Source organism: Microbacterium album (assembly GCF_014643695.1).
GTDB classification, from domain to species: Bacteria; Actinomycetota; Actinomycetes; order Actinomycetales; family Microbacteriaceae; genus Microbacterium; species Microbacterium album.
The window spans coordinates 144,173-161,172 of the sequence record NZ_BMJY01000005.1 but is presented as its reverse complement, the minus strand read 5'-3'; the positions used below and the strand labels follow the sequence as shown (position 1 = coordinate 161,172).

At 72.8% G+C, this 17,000-nt stretch carries 17 protein-coding genes; 14 read left to right on the top strand and 3 right to left on the bottom strand.

What is annotated here, in order from left to right; translation table 11 throughout:
* The first annotated feature begins 1 nt into the window (after position 1).
* The 5 genes from IEX37_RS08220 (at position 2) to IEX37_RS08200 (ending at position 4,966) form a co-directional block, all read left to right on the top strand.
* Positions 2-769, top strand: a complete 768-nt coding sequence (locus IEX37_RS08220) for a hypothetical protein (protein ID WP_188755775.1) — start codon at positions 2-4, stop codon at positions 767-769.
* 178 nt (positions 770-947) lie between these two features.
* The gene (locus IEX37_RS08215; RefSeq protein WP_188755774.1) at positions 948-1,235 is read left to right on the top strand and encodes a WXG100 family type VII secretion target; all 288 of its coding nucleotides are present in this window, start codon (positions 948-950) and stop codon (positions 1,233-1,235) included.
* Positions 1,236-1,506: 271 nt separating this feature from the next.
* A complete protein-coding gene (locus tag IEX37_RS08210) occupies positions 1,507-2,211 on the top strand; it encodes a hypothetical protein (RefSeq protein WP_188755773.1) in 705 nt (234 codons plus the stop codon).
* Positions 2,201-4,069, top strand: a complete 1,869-nt coding sequence (locus IEX37_RS08205; protein ID WP_188755772.1) for a periplasmic substrate-binding domain-containing protein — start codon at positions 2,201-2,203, stop codon at positions 4,067-4,069. The genes IEX37_RS08210 and IEX37_RS08205 overlap by 11 nt, the downstream gene beginning before the upstream one ends.
* A gap of 180 nt (positions 4,070-4,249) precedes the next feature.
* Positions 4,250-4,966: an FHA domain-containing protein gene (locus IEX37_RS08200; protein ID WP_188755838.1), complete on the top strand. Its 717-nt coding sequence runs from the start codon at positions 4,250-4,252 to the stop codon at positions 4,964-4,966.
* A 125-nt stretch (positions 4,967-5,091) separates the two neighbouring features.
* Here the strand turns inward: IEX37_RS08200 and purB are convergent, their stop codons facing one another.
* Together purB and IEX37_RS08190 are read right to left on the bottom strand one after the other, a co-directional pair.
* Complete coding sequence (purB, locus tag IEX37_RS08195; RefSeq protein WP_188755837.1) at positions 5,092-6,474, bottom strand: adenylosuccinate lyase; 1,383 nt, start codon at positions 6,472-6,474, stop codon at positions 5,092-5,094.
* A complete protein-coding gene (locus IEX37_RS08190; RefSeq protein ID WP_188755771.1) occupies positions 6,471-6,986 on the bottom strand; it encodes a low molecular weight protein-tyrosine-phosphatase in 516 nt (171 codons plus the stop codon). The genes purB and IEX37_RS08190 overlap by 4 nt, the downstream gene beginning before the upstream one ends.
* Before the next feature lie 166 nt (positions 6,987-7,152).
* On the opposite strand from IEX37_RS08190, the gene IEX37_RS08185 reads away from it, so the two are divergent.
* The 4 genes from IEX37_RS08185 (at position 7,153) to IEX37_RS08170 (ending at position 10,621) form a co-directional block, all read left to right on the top strand.
* On the top strand, positions 7,153-7,422 hold the full coding sequence (locus IEX37_RS08185) for a hypothetical protein (protein ID WP_188755770.1): 270 nt from the start codon (positions 7,153-7,155) through the stop codon (positions 7,420-7,422).
* Positions 7,419-8,735 carry a hypothetical protein gene (locus tag IEX37_RS08180; protein WP_188755769.1) on the top strand — a complete coding sequence of 439 codons (1,317 nt, stop codon included), beginning with the start codon at positions 7,419-7,421 and terminating at the stop codon, positions 8,733-8,735. The genes IEX37_RS08185 and IEX37_RS08180 overlap by 4 nt, the downstream gene beginning before the upstream one ends.
* 147 nt (positions 8,736-8,882) lie before the next feature.
* Positions 8,883-9,743 (top strand): ABC transporter ATP-binding protein, encoded by an 861-nt coding sequence (locus IEX37_RS08175; protein ID WP_188755768.1) that lies wholly within the window; start codon positions 8,883-8,885, stop codon positions 9,741-9,743.
* The gene (locus tag IEX37_RS08170; protein ID WP_188755767.1) at positions 9,743-10,621 is read left to right on the top strand and encodes an ABC transporter permease; all 879 of its coding nucleotides are present in this window, start codon (positions 9,743-9,745) and stop codon (positions 10,619-10,621) included. Before IEX37_RS08175 ends, IEX37_RS08170 begins: the two co-directional genes overlap by 1 nt.
* Before the next feature lie 33 nt (positions 10,622-10,654).
* On the opposite strand, the gene IEX37_RS08165 is transcribed toward IEX37_RS08170, so the two are convergent.
* Positions 10,655-11,050, bottom strand: coding sequence for a phage holin family protein (locus IEX37_RS08165; protein WP_188755766.1), 396 nt, complete (start codon positions 11,048-11,050; stop codon positions 10,655-10,657).
* A 37-nt stretch (positions 11,051-11,087) separates the two neighbouring features.
* On the opposite strand from IEX37_RS08165, the gene IEX37_RS08160 reads away from it, so the two are divergent.
* The 5 genes from IEX37_RS08160 (at position 11,088) to IEX37_RS08140 (ending at position 16,975) form a co-directional block, all read left to right on the top strand.
* Positions 11,088-12,203 (top strand): histidinol-phosphate transaminase, encoded by a 1,116-nt coding sequence (locus IEX37_RS08160; protein ID WP_188755765.1) that lies wholly within the window; start codon positions 11,088-11,090, stop codon positions 12,201-12,203.
* Entirely contained in the window at positions 12,200-13,363 is a 1,164-nt protein-coding gene (pdhA, locus tag IEX37_RS08155) for a pyruvate dehydrogenase (acetyl-transferring) E1 component subunit alpha (protein WP_188755764.1), read from the top strand. Before IEX37_RS08160 ends, pdhA begins: the two co-directional genes overlap by 4 nt.
* A gap of 2 nt (positions 13,364-13,365) precedes the next feature.
* Positions 13,366-14,355 carry an alpha-ketoacid dehydrogenase subunit beta gene (locus tag IEX37_RS08150; protein WP_229663161.1) on the top strand — a complete coding sequence of 330 codons (990 nt, stop codon included), beginning with the start codon at positions 13,366-13,368 and terminating at the stop codon, positions 14,353-14,355.
* Positions 14,356-14,395: 40 nt separating this feature from the next.
* Positions 14,396-15,733, top strand: a complete 1,338-nt coding sequence (locus IEX37_RS08145) for a dihydrolipoamide acetyltransferase family protein (RefSeq protein ID WP_188755763.1) — start codon at positions 14,396-14,398, stop codon at positions 15,731-15,733.
* A gap of 72 nt (positions 15,734-15,805) precedes the next feature.
* Positions 15,806-16,975, top strand: coding sequence for a metal ABC transporter solute-binding protein, Zn/Mn family (locus IEX37_RS08140; protein WP_229663155.1), 1,170 nt, complete (start codon positions 15,806-15,808; stop codon positions 16,973-16,975).
* Positions 16,976-17,000: the final 25 nt, after the last annotated feature.

Here is a 17,000-nt window from a genome sequence, read left to right as displayed (position 1 = left end):
CATGGCCGAATCCGCCGTCGAGCGCTGGGCGCGGTCGGCGCGTCCGCTCGCGACACCCACGGAGGTCGAGCGCCGCGTGCTGCGGGAGAGCCCCCGGGCCCGCCCAGAGCGTCGTCGGCCGACGTTCCTCGACCCCGACCTGTGGCGGGGGCTCCTCGTGGCGGCCGTCGCCTTCTCGCCGGTCTTCGGCGTGGCCGCCTTCCTGTCGAGCCCGGACGTCACGGGGTGGTGGAACGGGCTCCCGGGCGATTCCGCCGTCGTCGCCGCCGGCGTGTGCTTCGCCGTGGCGCTGTACCCGCTCGGGGAGGGCGTGGTGGGCTGGCTCCGGCGCGGCCGGCCTCGGCAGGCTGCGGCGTTCCTGAGCCCCGGGCTCACCCTGGTCTGCGCGGTGTTCGCCCTCCCGCTGATGCGCAGCGTGCGCGGAACCGCCGGCTGGGACGCGTGGAGCGTTCCGGTGTGGGCCGCCCTCGTGCTCTCGGCCGTGATGATCGTCGCGTTGGCCGCGCTGTCGACGTCGAACCCCGCCGGCCCGCCCCCGAGGCGACCGCGGAAGGCGCCGCGGTTGCCCGTGCACATCCCGGCGCTCGAGGAGCGCGAGGTGCGTGACCTGCTCGCCCTGCGCGGGCGGGTGCTGGCGATCCTCGCCGAACGCGGGCACCTGCACCCTCGCGTGGTCGAGCTGGCCTCCGATGTGCCGCTCGGGGAGCTCCACACCCTCGACGAGACCGCCGCGGAGCTCCGGGAGCAGCTCCGGGGGTCCTCGGAATGACCGTCGGGCGGGCGCGGCGATCCGGCCGCGCGGCGAGCCCGGCCGGGTGGGCAGGGCGCCCCCGGGTAGTGCTACCCCTGTGCGCGGGCGGGGTTCTTTCCTAACGTGGTGTGCGGGTGGTGCGGCTGGGCCGGCCTCCGATACGAGAAGCATCCGAGATGAGAGGGGAAGCGTTCTGATGAGCGACTTCGGTGCAACTTATGACGAGATGGAGTCGACGGCCGCCAAGCTGGACGACGGGAAGAAGTCGATCGACGACCTGCTGAGCGAGCTGCAGGGCTACGTCGACGAGCTGACCGAGAGCGGCTTCAAGACCGAGAAGGCGTCGGGCAAGTACCGCGACGGGTACGAGGAGCTCACCAACGGTCTGAAGGACGCGTCGGAGGGCGTGTCCGAGATGGCGCAGGCGCTGCGCGACATGGCGGACGCGATCCGCGACATGGACACGCAGCTCGCCGGCGGCTGACAGCGACGTCGTGGGTTGCGAGCCGGGGGACGCCCGGCTCGCAACCCACAGTCGTCTCCCCGTGCGGTTGCGCCCCGAACCCGAGCTTCGCTCGCTCCGCCCGCCCCCGCGCCCGGCCCGGGAGGCGGGCGACGTGTGCCACCACTACAGTTTTTTCATGCCGCGCACGCCCGCGCCGCGCATGGTGGAGAGCCCCGGAGGATACGTCGGGGGCCTCGCATGTGCGGCCCGCGGCCGAGGCGAGCACGGAGGACGTGAGAGAAGGAGGGCGATGAGCGACCTGCGGACGGCCGTTGACTGGGCGCGCACCGCTCGGTTCGAGGGGCCGGTACGGCTCGGCGACATCGAGGCAGAGCTGGAGCGGCGACCCCTCGAGTCCCCGCCCGAGGACCGTCCGTGGGCGGGGCGCCTGGCGATGTCGCTCGGCTTCGTGCTGCACGGGGTCCTGATCGGCGCTCCGGCGCTCGGGACGCTCGCCCTCGTCGCGAACCCCGGATTCTGGGGTGGGGCGCCCGTCTGGTCGGAGGGGCTGTCGCTGCAGCTGTATGTCGCGGGCTACGTGGTCGGGATCCTGTACGCCGTCGCGGCAGTCGTCATGTGGGTGGCGGACCGGCGCCGTCGCTCGCGGCAGGGCCTCCAGCTGGTCTCGCTGTTGGCCGTCATCGCCGTCCTGACCTGCGGGCTGCTGTTGCTGCCCGCGTTCGCCGAGGTGCGTGCGAACGCGCTGACCCCGGCCGTGGTCCTGGCCGCGCTGTCGCTTGCGGGACTGCTCGCCATGACCCTCACGTCGCGGCTCCGCTCCGATGACGCGGCGGAGCATCCTCTCGACGGGCTGGACGCGCACGGCAAGCAGCTGCTGCACAATCGCACGGAAGTTCTGCGAATCCTGGTTCAGCGCGGGGTGCTTCCGCGCGATGTCATGTCGAAGGCGATCCTCGCCCCGCTGGGAACGTGGTCCACGCTCGATGACCAGTAGCCCGCGCCGTGTACCAGGAGCCGGTGCCCACGGCCTGCGCGTGCGCCTCGGCGCGGCACGACGCCGTGGGCGTCCTCGCCGATCGCTCCGCCCTGCGGCGCTGACGCTCGCGTTCGCGACGGCGCTGACGCTGACGGCGTGCGCACCCGCGCTGCCGAACAGCGTGGTGAGCGGCTCCTCCGCGGTGATGGCGTGGCAGGGGAGCCTGACGAGCACGAACCCCGCCAGCACGACCGGCGCGACGCCGGGGAACCTGGATGTCGCCGCGCTCACGCGAGCGCGCTTCGCCGAGCGGGTGGGCGGGGCGGACGTGGTCGACGAGAGGTTCGGCCGGGTGTCGATCGTCGACCCCGAGAGCTTCACGGTGCGCTACGACCTCGCCGAGCCCCAGTGGTCGGACGGGATCCCGATCGACGCCGCCGACCTGCTGCTCGCGTGGGCTGCGGGCTCCAACTTCCACGCTCCCGAGGACCTCGCGCCCGAGGGCGCCACGCCGGGTGGGGAGACGCCCGCGCCGCCGGAGGGGAGCGCGTGGTTCGACGCCGTGCCGAGCGGTCTGGTGCGCAGCGCCGGTGTGCCCGAGGTGGACGAGTTCGAGCGGAGGATCGACGTGCGCTTCCACGAGCCCATCGTGGACTGGCGGACGGCGCTCGACGTCGCCGTCCCGGCGCACGTCGTCGGCCAGCTGGCGTTCGACCTTTCGGATCCGATGGAGGCCAAGCAGGCCGTGTCCACCGCGATCCGGTCCGGTGACGGAGAGGCCGTGGCGCGCATCGCGACGGAATGGAACGCGGCGTTCGCGATCGACTCCGACGATGTCGACGAGCGGTTGCTGCTGTCGAGCGGGCCGTACCGCATCGACGCCCTCGACCTGCGCAACCCGGAGGCGCAGCGCATCGAGCTCGTCGTCAACAACGCATACCGCGGCCGGCCCACGCCGCAGTTCGAGCGGCTGGAGCTGCGGCGCCTTCCGGGCGTGAGCCCGCTCGACGCGCTCGGCGACACGGCCGACGTCGTGCAGCTCGCGCCCCGCACAGACAACCGTGAGGCGGTGCGCGAGCGCGAGCGGACGGACTACCGCGTCACCACCACGCACGACGGCACGCAGTGGGCCCTCGTGCTGCGCGCGGACCGCGGCGAGTTCACGACGCCGGGGCCGCGCACCGCGTTCCTGCGGGCGGTGCCGCGCCGCGACATGGTGGCGGCTGCGGCCGGTCCGTGGCAGGAGGCCTATCCGGCGCACGACAGCCTGCTGTTCCCCCCGGAGAGCGGCGGCTACCAGATCGCGCTCGAGGACGCGGACCTGCCGGCCGCTTTCGACCGTCCCGCGCGCGAGGCCGCGGAGGACCGCGAGCGCGCCCGCGTGCCCGCCGGCACGAGCGTGTGCGTGCTCTACGACGCGCGCAGTGAGTTCGCCACGGGGCTGTTCTCGGCGCTGCAGGCGGGCGCCGCGGAGGCCGGATGGGACGTGCGGGACTGCGGCGACGAGGACCTCGCGCGAGCCGTGTCCGAGCGTGACGACTGGTCCGCCGTGATCGCACGCGTTCCCGTCCCCGACGCCCCCGCCGACATCGCGGCGCAGTGGGGCACCTGGGGCGCCGCGTCCCTGAGCGGCGCGACGGATCCCGAGCGGGACGCCCTCATCGAGGAGCTCGCGCGCACCGCCGATCAGTACGAGGCCCGCGACCTGCGGGTGCGGATCGAGACCTCGCTCGTCTCCCAGGCCATCGCGGTCCCGCTGGCGATGAACCCCGTCGTGACCGTCGCCGACCGCGACATCGACGCGGTCCGGCCGCGACCGGGCGCCGTGGCGCCGCTCACGGCGGGGGCCGTGGACTGGTCGCCCGCGGACGGCTGACCCGCCGGGGCACGATACATCGGTATATCGCGTCTCGGAGGTGACGCGCCGGTGATCCGCGTGAACGCGCGCCCCGCCGTCATGGCAACATGTCTGGCGGGAAGGGGTCGCGTTGTGACGCAGATGAGTGAGTCCACGGGGCAGTTCGACGCGGTGGAGGTCGACACGATGCCGGGACGGATCGCCCCGCTGCGGGTCGAGTTCGCGGGCGAGTGGCACGAGGTGCCCACCGGCCGGCCGTTCGTGATCGGCCGCGAGGGCGACCTCGAGATCGACGACAACCAGTACCTGCACCGCCAGTTCCTCGAGCTGCAGTACCACGACGGCCTGTGGTGGCTCGCGAACGTCGGCTCCCGCCTGGCGGCCACGGTGTCGAGCGCGGGGGGCGCCGTGCAGTCGTGGCTGTCGCCGGGCGCGCGCATGCCGATCGTCTTCGCCCAGAGCGTCATCGTGTTCACCGCGGGCCCCACGACCTATGAGCTGACGCTCTACACGGAGGAGGCGCAGTACGCCGTCTCGAGCCAGGTGGAGGCGTCCATGAGCGGCGAGACGACCGTCATGCCCGTCAGCTTCACGCCGCTGCAGCGCCTGCTGATCGTCGCCCTCGCCGAACCCATGCTGCGCCGTGAGGGCGTCAGCATGGCGGACCTGCCCTCGTCGAGCGCCGCCGCGCAGCGTCTCGGCTGGACGATGAGCAAGTTCAACCGCAAGCTCGACAACGTGTGCGACAAGCTCGACCGCATGGGCGTGCAGGGCCTGCGCGGCGGCCCGGGCAAGCTCGCGACGAACCGCCGTGCCCGCCTCGTCGAGTACGCCGTCACGTCGCAGCTCGTCACGCGCGCCGATCTCGCGCTGCTCGACGACGAGGCGCTGCGGAACCAGAACGAAGAGGACTGAGCGCCGCCGTGCGCGGCGCCACATCGCGACAACACGTGTTCTGCACGGCGACACGTCGTCCCAGCGTGATCAGGACGTGTGCTCGCTGAGGACACGTGTTGTCGAGCCGCCCGAGCGGCCGCGGGTCAGAGCTTGGAGCGCGTGAGCTGCTCGGCCAGGCCGGTGTAGGTGGCGGGCGTGAGCTCGAGGAGGCGCTGCTTGGCCTCCTCGCCGATGTCGAGCCCGCGCACGAACTCCGCCAGGTCCTCGGGCCCGACGCGGCGGCCCCGGGTGAGCTCCTTGAGCAGTGCGTAGGGATCGCTGATGGACGACCGGCCGGCGGTCACCTCGGCGCGGACGACCGTCTGGATCGCCTCGCCCAGGACCTCCCAGTTGGCGTCGAGGTCGGCCAGCAGCACGTCGCGCGACAGGGAGATCTCGCCGAGGCCGCGCGTGAGGTTGTCGAGCGCGAGCAGCGAGTGGCCGAGAGCGACGCCGATGTTCCGCTGGGTCGTCGAGTCGGTCAGGTCTCGCTGCAGGCGCGAGGTCACGAGGGTCTGCGCGAGCGACGACAGCAGCGCCGAGGACAGCTCGAGGTTCGCCTCGGCGTTCTCGAACCGGATCGGGTTGATCTTGTGCGGCATCGTCGAGGAGCCCGTGGCGCCGGCGACGGGGATCTGCGCGAAGTAGCCGAGCGAGATGTACGTCCAGACGTCGGTCGCGAGGTTGTGCAGGATCCCGCCCGCGTGCCGCACCCGGTCGTACAGCTCGACCTGCCAGTCGTGCGACTCGATCTGCGTCGTCAGCGGGTTGAACGTCAGGCCCAGCGCCTCGACGAACTCGCGTGCGAGGTTGGGCCATGCCACCCGGGGCTCGGCCGCGAGGTGGGCGGACCACGTGCCCGTCGCGCCGGAGAACTTCCCCAGGTACTCGCCCTTCTCGAGCTGGGCCAGCACGCGCTCGAGGCGCCACACGAAGACGCCGAGCTCCTTGCCCATCGTCGTGGGCGTCGCCGGCTGGCCGTGCGTGCGCGCGAGCATCGGCGCGTCCGCGTGCTGCAGCGCGAGCGCGCGCAGCTTCTCGATGACGCCGCGGTACGCCGGCAGCCACACCTCGCAGATCGCGCGCTTGACCGTGAGCGCGTACGCGAGCGAGTTGATGTCCTCGCTGGTGCACGCGAAATGGGTGAGCTCGGCGATCCGGTCCAGGCCCAGGGTCGAGAGCCGGTCGCGCACGAGGTACTCGACCGCCTTGACGTCGTGGCGCGTGACGGCCTCGCGCTCCGCGAGCCAGTCGATCTCCTCCTGCCCGAACGCGAGGTAGAGCGTGCGCAGCTGGAACTTCTCGTCCTGCGTCAGGGGCCTCGTGCCGAAGAGGGAGTTGTTGGTGAGCGTGATGAGCCACTCGACCTCCACCTCGACGCGGGCCCGGTTCAGGCCCGCCTCCGACAGGTAGTCGGCGAGGGGCGAGACGGCCGCACGGTAGCGGCCGTCGAGGGGGCTGAGGGGCTGGGCTGGCAGAGAGGTCAGGAGATTCCTCCGGTTCGAGGCGGTCGGATCGCCGGTTCGAGCTGGCGGAACAGCGCCAGGCTGGCGCTTTCGATCATAGCGAGCACGTCGTCGAAAGCCGTCTCGTCGGCGTAGTACGGGTCGGGCACGTCCGGGACGGTCGCCGACGGATCGAACGACAGCAGCAGCGAGACGCGATCGCGGTCGTCCTCGTCGCGCGCCCACTGCCGCAGGATCCGCTCGTGTGTGCGGTCGAGCGCGATGACGAGGTCGTTGTCCCGGAACGCGCTGAGGTCGAACTGCCGCGCGCGGTGCGCCGAGCCGTCGTAGCCGCGGCGGGCCAGAGCCGCGAGCGTGCGGCTGTCGGCCCGCTCCCCGACGTGCCAGTCGCCGGTGCCGGCGCTGCGGGAGACGACGAGATCGCCCATCCCCCTGCTGTGCGCGAGATGCCGGAAGACGACCTCCGCCATGGGCGAGCGGCAGATGTTGCCCGTGCAGACGAAGACGACGCGGAACGGGTGCTGGCCGGTCATGCGCTCATTCTGCCTGGGACGGCGGCGTCGCGCCTCCCCGGGGCGGACGGGCCGCCCGTCCGGGCGCGCCGCGACCCCTCGTCCCCAGGCCGGCGGAACCGGCGGCTCATGCCCGGAAGGGGCGGATCCCGCCCGCCGCCGACGCGCCGTCGCCCACGCTGGGGACATGGGGGCAGATGCGGACATCGTCGCGGCCGCGGCGCAGGCGCACGCTCTGCTGGTCAGGGCGAGAGAGGAGGTCGCCGCCGCGCTCACCGCGCTCGACGCGCTGCTGCCCGACCTGGAGTGGCGCGCGTCCGCTGCGGAGCGGTTCCACCTGCGGGCGGGTGAGCTCCGCGCGGAAGCCGTGCGGCTCGACGTGCGCCTCGCCTCGGCCGCCCGCGGCGTCGCGGGGCAGAGTGCGTACGCGCTCTTCCCGGTGGACGGGTCGGGATGAGCCTCGAGATCGCGTCGGGCGGTGCCGTGGCGGTCGATCCGCAGAGCCTGCGCGACGCCGCAGCCCGGCTCGCCGGGATCGCCGAGCGGTTCGACACGGTCGCGACGGCGGGGTGGGCCGCGGTCGGCGTGGCGGTGCTGGATGCGCCCCTGGCCCGGGACGCCGCCGCGCACGCCGCCGAGCTCGCCGTGCAGGTGCGCCGCGTGGCGGACGAGCTGCGGCTGGCCGCCGACGTCTACGACGCGGTGGAGACGCGGGCGCGCCTCGCGGTGCTGGTGGCGGGTGGCACCGGCGCGCCCGCGCGGGCCGAGGAGGCCCGCGCGCTCGAGCAGCGGCTCGCGGCGATCGCCGCCCGCAGCCCGGCCGCGATCGCCGAGAGCGACCGGCTCTGGCGCCGGTGGGAGACCGGCTGGGACGACGAGCTGGCGCGGCAGGCGACGCTCGGAGGGCTTCCGGTCGCGGGGGTCCTCGGCCCCGTGGCCGTGTGGGGAGCCGCGGGCGCCGTGCGCGTCCTCGGGAGGGGCGTCGTCCACGCGCCTGCGCCGGGATCCGCGCGGGGTGCGCCGCGGGGGAGCGAGGAGGCCGTGCGCGTGACGGCGCTGTCCCGCCGCGCGGCTGCGGCCGCCGGGTCGCTCGCCGAGGTGGCCTCCCGGATCCCCGGCGACGACGCCCGCGTGCGCGTCGAGCGGCACGTCTTCGCCGACGGATCGCAGCAGTTCGCGGCCTACGTCGGCGGCACGGCCGGCGGGCTGGGGCCGGATCCGGGCGAGGCGTGGGACATGCGCTCCAACCTCGAGCTGTACGGCGGGCGCACGTCGGCGTCGCAGCAGGCGGTCGAGCGGGCGCTCGCGGACGCGGGGGCGCGCCTCGGCGACACGGTGCACCTGTACGGCTTCTCACAGGGCGCGATGATCGCGGGGCGCATGGCGATCGAGGGCCGCTACGACGTGCGCACGCTCGTCACGTTCGGCGCGCCCACGGCCGTCATGGCCGGAGCGTCGACGCTCAACGTCACGATGCGGTACCGCGACGATCCCGTCGTCGCGCTCGCCGGCGGCGGGGCGCCCGTCGCGAACGGATCGCCGCAGAGCTTCGTCGCCGAGGCGGTGCGGGAACCGCTCGCCTGGCCGGGGGACGTCACGATGCCCGCCCACCGCATGGACGCGTACGTCGACCTGGCCGCCCAGGTCGACGCATCCGGCGACCCCCGGGTCGCCGCCGCACGCGAACGGCACCTCGACGCGCTCGCGGGCGCGCGGGAGATCGTCGCGACGGAGTACGCCGCCGAGCGCGTGAGCGACGCCCGGGAGTGACGGCGGGCAGGGCCGCCGACGGATCGGGGGTCCCGCTTCCCACGACCCGGGCGGGTCACCTCGGTCTGCTATCGTGCCGCCGGATCGCCCCAACCGCCATCCCGTCCGCGCCGTCCCTTCCGTGCCGTCCTGTGAGGAGCCCAGCGCATGTCCGCGAGCGTGACCGTCGACGGCCTGACGAAGCGGTACCGGGGGATCACGGCGGTCGACGACATTTCCTTCGACGTGCCGGAGGGCAGCACGTTCGCCTTCCTCGGCACGAACGGGGCCGGCAAGTCGACGACCATCGGGTGCCTGACGACCGTGCTCGGCTTCGACGCGGGCACCCTCACCGTGGCGGGCCACGACGTGACGCGCGACGGGGACGCCGTCAGGCGCGCGATCGGGGTCGTGTTCCAGGACTCGCTGCTGGATGCCGCCCTCACGGTGCGCGAGAACCTCACGGCGCGCGGGCGACCCTATCTGGCGTCGCGCCGTGCGGTGCGCGAGCGCGTCGCGCTGCTGACCGAGCTGGTCGAGCTGGGCGACTTCCTCGACCGCCGCTACGGCTCGCTCTCCGGGGGTCAGCGCCGCCGCGTCGACATCGCCCGCGCGCTGCTGCACGATCCGCGCATCGTGTTCCTCGACGAGCCGACGACCGGACTGGATCCCGCGAGCCGGCGCGTCATCTGGAGCACGATCCATGACCTGCGCGAGCGGACGGGGCTGACCGTGTTCCTCACGACGCACTACATGGAGGAGACCGAGGAGGCCGACCGCGTCGCGATCATCGACCGGGGGCGGCTCGTCGCGGAGGGCACGCCCGCCGAGCTGCGCGCGCAGCACTCGTCCAGCGTCCTCACCCTCACGACGGCCGAGGGCACGCGCGCTGTCCGCGTGGCCGGCGCCGACGAGGCGCGCCGCCTGCTGGCCGAGCTGGGGGACGACGTGCGGGACTTCGAGTTCCGCCATGGCCGCATGGACGACGTGTTCCTCGCGCTCACGGGCCGTGAGCCGGAGGCGTCGTGATGGACGTCGTGCTCTCGATCACGGCGCGCAACCTGCGCCTGTTCTTCCGCGATCCGCTCAACGTGTTCTTCTCGCTGCTCGGCGCGCTGATCGTCTTCCTGCTGTACGCCCTGTTCCTCGGCAACCTGCAGGTCACGTCGATCGCCGACAGCGTCCCCGGCGCCGACGACGCCGAGGTGCGCGGCTTCGTGGACGCGTGGATGTTCGCCGGCATCGTCGCGCTGTCCGCCATCACCACCCCGCTGGGAGCGTTGTCGGTGTTCGTCGAGGATGCCGCCTCGGGCCGGTTCCGTGACTTCCTCGTCTCGCCCGTGCGGCGCGGCCAGCTCGTGCTGGGGTACCTGGCCTCGGCCTTCCTGATCGGCGTCGCCGTGACGCTCGTCGTGCTCGTCGTCGCCCTGCTCTACCTGTGGCTGGTCTCGGACGTGGTGCTGGCGGCGGGCGCGGTGGCCGCGTCCGCCGGGTGGATCGTCCTGGCGACGGCGGGCTTCGCCGCGCTCTGGGCATTCGTCGCGTCCTTCCTCCGCACGACCGGCTCGTTCGCCGCGCTGTCCACGGTCGTCGGGACCGTGGCGGGCTTCGTGGCGGGCGCCTACATCGCGGTGGGCCTGTTCCCGGACGCGGTCCGCGACGCCGTGAGCGCGCTCCCGTTCGCGCAGGCGGCCATGCTGCTGCGGCAGCAGTTCACGTCCGAGGCGCTGTCGGACCTCGTCGGAGGTCAGCAGGCGGCGATCGACGGCATCAACGCCGCGTACGGCATCACCCTCAGCGTCGGCGACTGGGCGGTCCCGGTCTGGTTCGCCGCGGGGGTCCTGGCCGCGCTCGCCGTGGTCTTCACCGCGCTCGCGGCCGCCCGCATCCGCTCCCGCATCCGCTGACCCGGCCCGCACCGGGCCCCGTGCGTCCGGCGGTCAGCGCTTCTTCTTCTGCGGGCGCAGGATCATGCCGAAGACCCCGTTGATGAGGCCGATCAGCAGCGCCGCCACGACGCCCCACCAGAAGTGGTGCACGTCCAGGCCCCAGCTCCATCCGCTCGTGATCGCCGCGGTCAGCCACAGCAGGAAACCGTTGATCAGGAGCGAGATCAGGCCGAGCGTCAGGATGTAGAGCGGGAACGCGACGATCTTGATGACCGTGCCGATCACGGTGTTGACGACCGCGAAGATCGCCGCCACGGCCAGCAGCGTGAGCACGAGCTGCAGGTCGCCGCCGGGCGCGAACGGCGTGACGTCGACCTGCAGCACCGGGATGAGCGTCACGATCCAGATGGCGAACGCGTTCACGACGACTCGGACGAGGAAGCGCATGCACCCAGTCTCCCACCCCGCAAATAGACTGACCCGCATGACCTCGAACGAGCCGGTCCTGCCGCGCGTCCGCCCCGAGATCGCGGCGCTCCCGCCCTATCGCCAGGGGCGGCAGGCCGACGACGCGGGGTTCAAGCTGTCGAGCAACGAGAACCCGTTCGAACCTCTCCCCGGTGTGATCGAGGCGGTCCACCGCGCGGCGACGTTCAATCGCTACCCCGACGCGACCGCATCGCGGCTGCGCGCGGCCCTGGGCGAGCGCTACGGGGTGGAGCCCGAGGGCGTGCACGTCGGTGCCGGCAGCGTGGCGCTGCTGGCGCAGTTCATCCAGGCGGTCGCCGGACCCGGGGACGAGGTGCTGTACGCGTGGCGCTCGTTCGAGGCGTACCCGGGGCTCGTGCTGGTCGCCGGCGCGACGAGCGTGCAGGTGCCGTTGCGGCCCGACTCCGGCCACGATCTGGACGCGATGGCCGCGGCCGTCACCGACCGCACGCGGTGCATCCTCGTCTGCTCTCCCAACAACCCCACCGGCCCGATCGTCACGGCCGCCGAGTTCGAGGCGTTCGTCGCCCGGGTGCCCGCCGACGTGCTGATCCTGCTCGACGAGGCGTACGCCGAGTTCGTCACGGATCCGGACGCGGTCGACGGGCTGGCCGCGCGCGTGTTCGAGGCGCACCCCAACGTGGTCGTGCTGCGCACGTTCTCGAAGGCTTACGGACTGGCCGGCCTGCGGGTGGGCTACGCCATCGGCCACCCGCGCGTGCTCGACGCGGCCCGCAGCACGGCGATCCCGCTGTCGGTCACGGCAACCGCGGAGGTGGCCGCGCTCGCGAGCCTCGCGCACGAGGCCGAGCTGCGCGCGCGGGTCGAGGAGATCATCGCGCGCCGCGACGCGCTCGCCGCGGCCCTGCGAGAGATCGGCTGGGACGTGCCCGAGGCGCAGGGCAACTTCGTGTGGCTGCCGACACACGACTTGGAGGGGGTGGCGAGGGCGTTCGACGACGCCGGGATCGTGGTGCGCGCGTTCCCCGACGGCCTGCGTATATCGATCGGGGAGCATGAGTCTGTGGAGAAGGTCCTAGGGATCGCCCGATCCGTTGTCCCGAGTCTTTCACCGGCGGTCGCGGGGGCCCCGGATAGCGTGGAACGGTGACTTCGGCAGACGCCCGGCAGACAGGCACTTTCCCCGCAGGCTCGGGGAGCGACCCCACCGTCCGCATCCTCGCACCCGACGGCGCCATCGCGCCGTCGGAGAGCGCGGAGCGCTACCTGCCCCTGGTCGACGCGCTCGGTGACGGGGAGCTCGAGCAGTTCTACCGCGACATGGCGGTGATCCGCTCCTTCGATCGCCAGGCCACCCTGCTGCAGCGGCAGGGACAGCTCGCCCTGTGGCCGCCTTCGCAGGGCCAGGAGGCCGCGCAGGTGGGCTCGGCGCGCGCCGCCCGCCCGCAGGACCACGTGTTCCCCTCGTACCGCGAGCACGTCGTGTGCCGCATCCGTGGCGTCGACCCGGTCGACATCGTCAAGCTGATGCGCGGCGTGAGCCACGGCGGTTGGGACCCGACCGATCCGAAGAACGGCAACACGCACCTCTACACGCTCGTGCTCGGATCGCAGACGCTGCACGCGACGGGGTACGCGATGGGGATCGCGTTCGACGGCGGGCACGCGACCGGCGATCCGGCGCGCGACCAGGCGGTGATCGTGTACTACGGCGACGGGGCGTCGAGCCAGGGCGATGTGCACGAGGCGATGGTGTTCGCGGCGAGCTACCGGACGCCGCAGGTGTTCTTCCTGCAGAACAACCACTGGGCGATCTCCGTGCCGGTCTCGACGCAGTCCCCCGTGCCGCTGGCGGAGCGCGCCGCCGGCTACGGGATGGAGAGCATCCGCGTCGACGGCAACGACGTGCTGGCGAGCTACGCGGTCTCGCGCGTGGCGCTCGACGAGGCCCGCGCGGGCGAGGGGCCGCGCGCGATCGAGGCCGTGACGTACCGGATGGGAGCGCACACCACGAGCGACGACCCGACCAAGTACCGCACGAGCGACGAGGAGCGTGCGTGGGAGGCGCGCGATCCGATCGCCCGCATGCGCGCGTACCTCGAGGGCCGCGGCGCGTCCGAGGCGTTCTTCGCGGACGTCGACGAGGAGGCCGCGGACGTCGCGGCCGACGCCCGCGCGCGTACCACGCAGCTTCCCGAACCCGCGCCCGACAGCATGTTCGCGCACGTGTACTCCGAGCCGCACCCCCTCATGGAGGAGCAGCGCCGGTGGCTCGCGGAGTACGAGGCGTCGTTCGAGGAGGGCCAGTGAGCATGGGCGGATCCGGCATGGAGACCATGACCCTCAGCAGGGCCCTGAACGCGGGGTTGCGCGCTGCCCTGGCGGGCAGCGACCGCGTGCTGCTCATGGGCGAGGACATCGGACGCCTGGGCGGCGTCTTCCGCGTGACGGAGGGGCTGCAGGCGGAGTTCGGCGAGCGCCGCGTGCTCGACACGCCCCTGGCGGAGTCGGGGATCGTGGGCACGGCGATCGGGCTCGCGATGCGGGGCTTCCGTCCCGTGATCGAGATCCAGTTCGACGGCTTCGTGTTCCCCGCCTTCGACCAGATCACGACCCAGCTGGCGAAGATCACCTCGCGGCACGAGGGCGCCGTGTCGATGCCGATCGTGATCCGCATCCCCTACGGCGGCCACATCGGCGCCGTCGAGCACCACCAGGAGAGCCCGGAGGCGTACTTCGCGCACACGCCGGGTCTGCGCGTGGTGAGTCCCTCCACGCCCAACGACGCCTACTGGATGATCCAGGACGCGATCTCGTCGGCGGACCCCGTCGTCTTCCTCGAGCCCAAGGCGAAGTACTGGCAGAAGGGCGAGGTCGACACCTCGGGGCGCGCGCTGCCCCTGCACGCCAGCCGCGTCGTCCGTCGCGGCACGGATGTGACCCTCGTCGGTCACGGCGCCATGGTGACCACGCTGCTGCAGGCGGCCGCGCTCGCGGAGGCCGAGGGGACCAGCTGCGAGGTCGTCGACCTGCGCTCGCTCTCGCCGATCGACTACGGTCCCATCCTCGACTCCGTGCGCTCGACCGGTCGCCTCGTCGTGGCGCAGGAGGCGCCGGGGAATGCGAGCATCGGCAGCGAGATCGCCGCCACCGTCGCCGAGCGCGCTTTCTACTCGCTCGAGGCCCCCGTGCTGCGCGTGTCCGGCTTCGACGTGCCCTTCCCGCCCGCCAAGCTCGAGGGCGTCTACCTGCCCGACCCCGACCGCGTGCTCGAGGCCGTGGACCGGGCGCTCGCCTACTGACCCGCGATACCATCGCCCCCTGACGCAGAGGATCCGTTCGATGCAGACCTTCCATCTCCCCGACGTCGGCGAAGGACTCACCGAGGCCGAGATCGTGTCCTGGCACGTCGCGCCGGGCGACACCGTCGCGGTCGACGACGTGATCGCCGAGATCGAGACTGCCAAGTCGCTCGTGGAGCTGCCGTCCCCCTTCGCGGGCACGGTCGGTGAGCTCCTGGTCGCCGAGGGCGAGACCGTGGACGTCGGCGCGCCGATCATCACGGTCGTCGAGGCCGACGGCGCCGCGGACGCGGACGTCGACGAGCCGACGGGACCGGGTCAGGAGCGGAAGCCGGAGGGCGGCGGGTCCGTGCTGGTGGGATACGGCACGGGCGGCGAGGCCAAGACGCGCCGCCGGAAGCCGCCCGAGAAGCCCGTCGCGTCGTCGGTCGGGGTGATCGCCAAGCCGCCGATCCGCAAGCTGGCGCGTGACCTGGGCGTCGAGCTCGCCGACGTGCGGCCCTCGGGCCCCGCGGGTGAGGTGACCCGGGAGGACGTCGTCAAGCACGCCGAGCAGGCCAGCGTGTTCCGCAACATCTCGACTCCCGAGTGGCCCTCCGTGCGCGATGAGACGATCCCCGTCGCCGCCGAGCCGACGGAGCCGGCCGCGGCGGCCGCGCCGGTGGCGTCCGCCGCCGCGCGGGTCGAGTCCATCCCCGTCAAGGGCGTGCGCAAGGCGACGGCGACCGGCATGGTGAAGTCGGCCTACACGGCCCCGCACGTGTCCGTATGGACCGACGTGGACGCCACGCGCACGATGGAGTACGTCAAGCGCCTCAAGGCATCGCCCGACTTCGCCGACGTCAAGGTCTCGCCGCTGCTGATCGTCGCGCGCGCGGTCATCTGGGCGGTGCGTCGCACCCCCATGATCAACTCCGCGTGGGTCGACGACGAGGACGGCGCGAAGATCCACGTGCGGCACTACGTCAATCTCGGGATCGCCGCGGCGACGCCGCGGGGCCTGCTGGTGCCCAACATCAAGGACGCGCAGGACCTCAGCATGCGCGACCTCGCCGCGGCGCTCGAGCGGCTCACCATCACGGCCCGCGAGGGGAAGACCACGCCGGCGGACCAGCAGGGCGGCACGATCACGATCACGAACATCGGCGTGTTCGGGATGGACGCCGGCACGCCGATCATCAACCCCGGCGAGTCGGCGATCGTCGCGATGGGGGCCATCCGGCAGAAGCCGTGGGTCGTGGACGGCGAGGTGCGCCCCCGCTGGGTCACGACGGTCTCGGGCTCGTTCGACCACCGCGTGGTCGACGGCGACGGCATCAGCCGCTTCCTCGCGGACGTGGCCGCGGTGCTGGAGGAGCCGGCGCTGCTGCTCGACTGACACGGATCGCACACGCTCCCGTCCAGCGGGAGCGGTTAGAGAACGATTCTCATTTGCGTTACGCTGGCGCCCATGGTGTCACGTCGCGTCCTCTCGGCCTCCGTCCTCGTCGTCCCCGCCGTCATCCTGGCAGGCTGCGCCGGTGCCGCATCGGAGGAGGAGGCCGCGCCGGTCCCGGTGATCGTCGCGTCCACGAACGTGTACGCGTCGCTCGCGCAGGCGCTCGTGGGAGACGCCGTCGAGGTGACGCCGATCATCGACACGGCCACGCAGGACCCCCACTCGTACGAGGCCACCGCGCGCGACCGCCTCACCGTGCAGGAGGCCGACCTCGTGATCGTCAACGGCGGAGGGTACGACCCCTTCATGGAGGCCCTCATCGGAGAGGGTGACGACCGTCCGGTCGTCACGGCGATCGAGTTCTCGCACGACTACCCGGGCGAGGGTGGCCACGACCACGGTCACGCCGAGGACGACCACGCCGAGGAGGCGCCGGCCGAGGAGACGCCCGCCGCCGACGAGCACGCCCACGCGGAGGACGAGCACGACCACGAGCACGAGCACGATCACGCCGAGGGCGAGCACGAGCACGCCGAAGGCGAGCACGAGCACGCGGAGGACGACCACGAGCACGCGGAGGACGACCACGGACACGCGGACGACGGTCACGGCCACGGCGAGGACGGGCACGAGGGGCACAACCACATCGACGGCTTCAACGAGCACGTCTGGTATGACGCCCACACGATGATCCACCTGGTCGAGGCGCTCGCCGAGGAGATCGAGCGCGAGCTGCCCGGGGCGGTCGACCCCGACACGCTCGCCGCGAACCGGGACGCCCTGATCGGCGAGCTGGAGGGGCTGGAGGCGCGCCTGGACGAGATCGCCGTGGCGTACGAGGGTCGCGGCGTCTTCCTCACCGAGCCGATCGGCGGCTACCTGGCCGCGTCGGCGGGTCTCGTCGACGTCACGCCCGACGGGTTCGCGGAGGCGGTCGAGGAGGGGCAGGACGTCGCCCCCGCCACGCTGCTCGCCGCGATCCGGGTCATCGAGAGCGGAGAGGTCGCGGTGGTGCTCGCCAACGCGCAGACCGGCGGTGCCGAGACCGATCGCGTGATCGAGACCGCCGAGTCCGCCGGCGTGCCGGTCGTCGAACTGAGCGAGGTGCTCACCGGAGACGAGACGTACGTGGAGTGGATGAGCGCGAACATCGACGCGCTCGAGGCCGCGCTCCAGGGCTGAGGCCGTACCGGCGCGCTCGCGCCGG

Coding starts and splice junctions, on each gene's coding strand:
- IEX37_RS08160 (WP_188755765.1), top strand. CDS start 11,088: ATGACCTCGAACGAGCCGGTCCTGCCGCGCGTCCGCCCCGAGATCGCG.
- IEX37_RS08150 (WP_229663161.1), top strand. CDS start 13,366: ATGGGCGGATCCGGCATGGAGACCATGACCCTCAGCAGGGCCCTGAAC.
- IEX37_RS08180 (WP_188755769.1), top strand. CDS start 7,419: ATGAGCCTCGAGATCGCGTCGGGCGGTGCCGTGGCGGTCGATCCGCAG.
- IEX37_RS08170 (WP_188755767.1), top strand. CDS start 9,743: ATGGACGTCGTGCTCTCGATCACGGCGCGCAACCTGCGCCTGTTCTTC.
- IEX37_RS08165 (WP_188755766.1), bottom strand. CDS start 11,050: ATGCGCTTCCTCGTCCGAGTCGTCGTGAACGCGTTCGCCATCTGGATC.
- IEX37_RS08175 (WP_188755768.1), top strand. CDS start 8,883: ATGTCCGCGAGCGTGACCGTCGACGGCCTGACGAAGCGGTACCGGGGG.
- IEX37_RS08140 (WP_229663155.1), top strand. CDS start 15,806: ATGGTGTCACGTCGCGTCCTCTCGGCCTCCGTCCTCGTCGTCCCCGCC.
- IEX37_RS08185 (WP_188755770.1), top strand. CDS start 7,153: ATGGGGGCAGATGCGGACATCGTCGCGGCCGCGGCGCAGGCGCACGCT.
- IEX37_RS08190 (WP_188755771.1), bottom strand. CDS start 6,986: ATGACCGGCCAGCACCCGTTCCGCGTCGTCTTCGTCTGCACGGGCAAC.
- IEX37_RS08205 (WP_188755772.1), top strand. CDS start 2,201: ATGACCAGTAGCCCGCGCCGTGTACCAGGAGCCGGTGCCCACGGCCTG.
- IEX37_RS08215 (WP_188755774.1), top strand. CDS start 948: ATGAGCGACTTCGGTGCAACTTATGACGAGATGGAGTCGACGGCCGCC.
- IEX37_RS08210 (WP_188755773.1), top strand. CDS start 1,507: ATGAGCGACCTGCGGACGGCCGTTGACTGGGCGCGCACCGCTCGGTTC.
- IEX37_RS08220 (WP_188755775.1), top strand. CDS start 2: ATGGCCGAATCCGCCGTCGAGCGCTGGGCGCGGTCGGCGCGTCCGCTC.
- IEX37_RS08145 (WP_188755763.1), top strand. CDS start 14,396: ATGCAGACCTTCCATCTCCCCGACGTCGGCGAAGGACTCACCGAGGCC.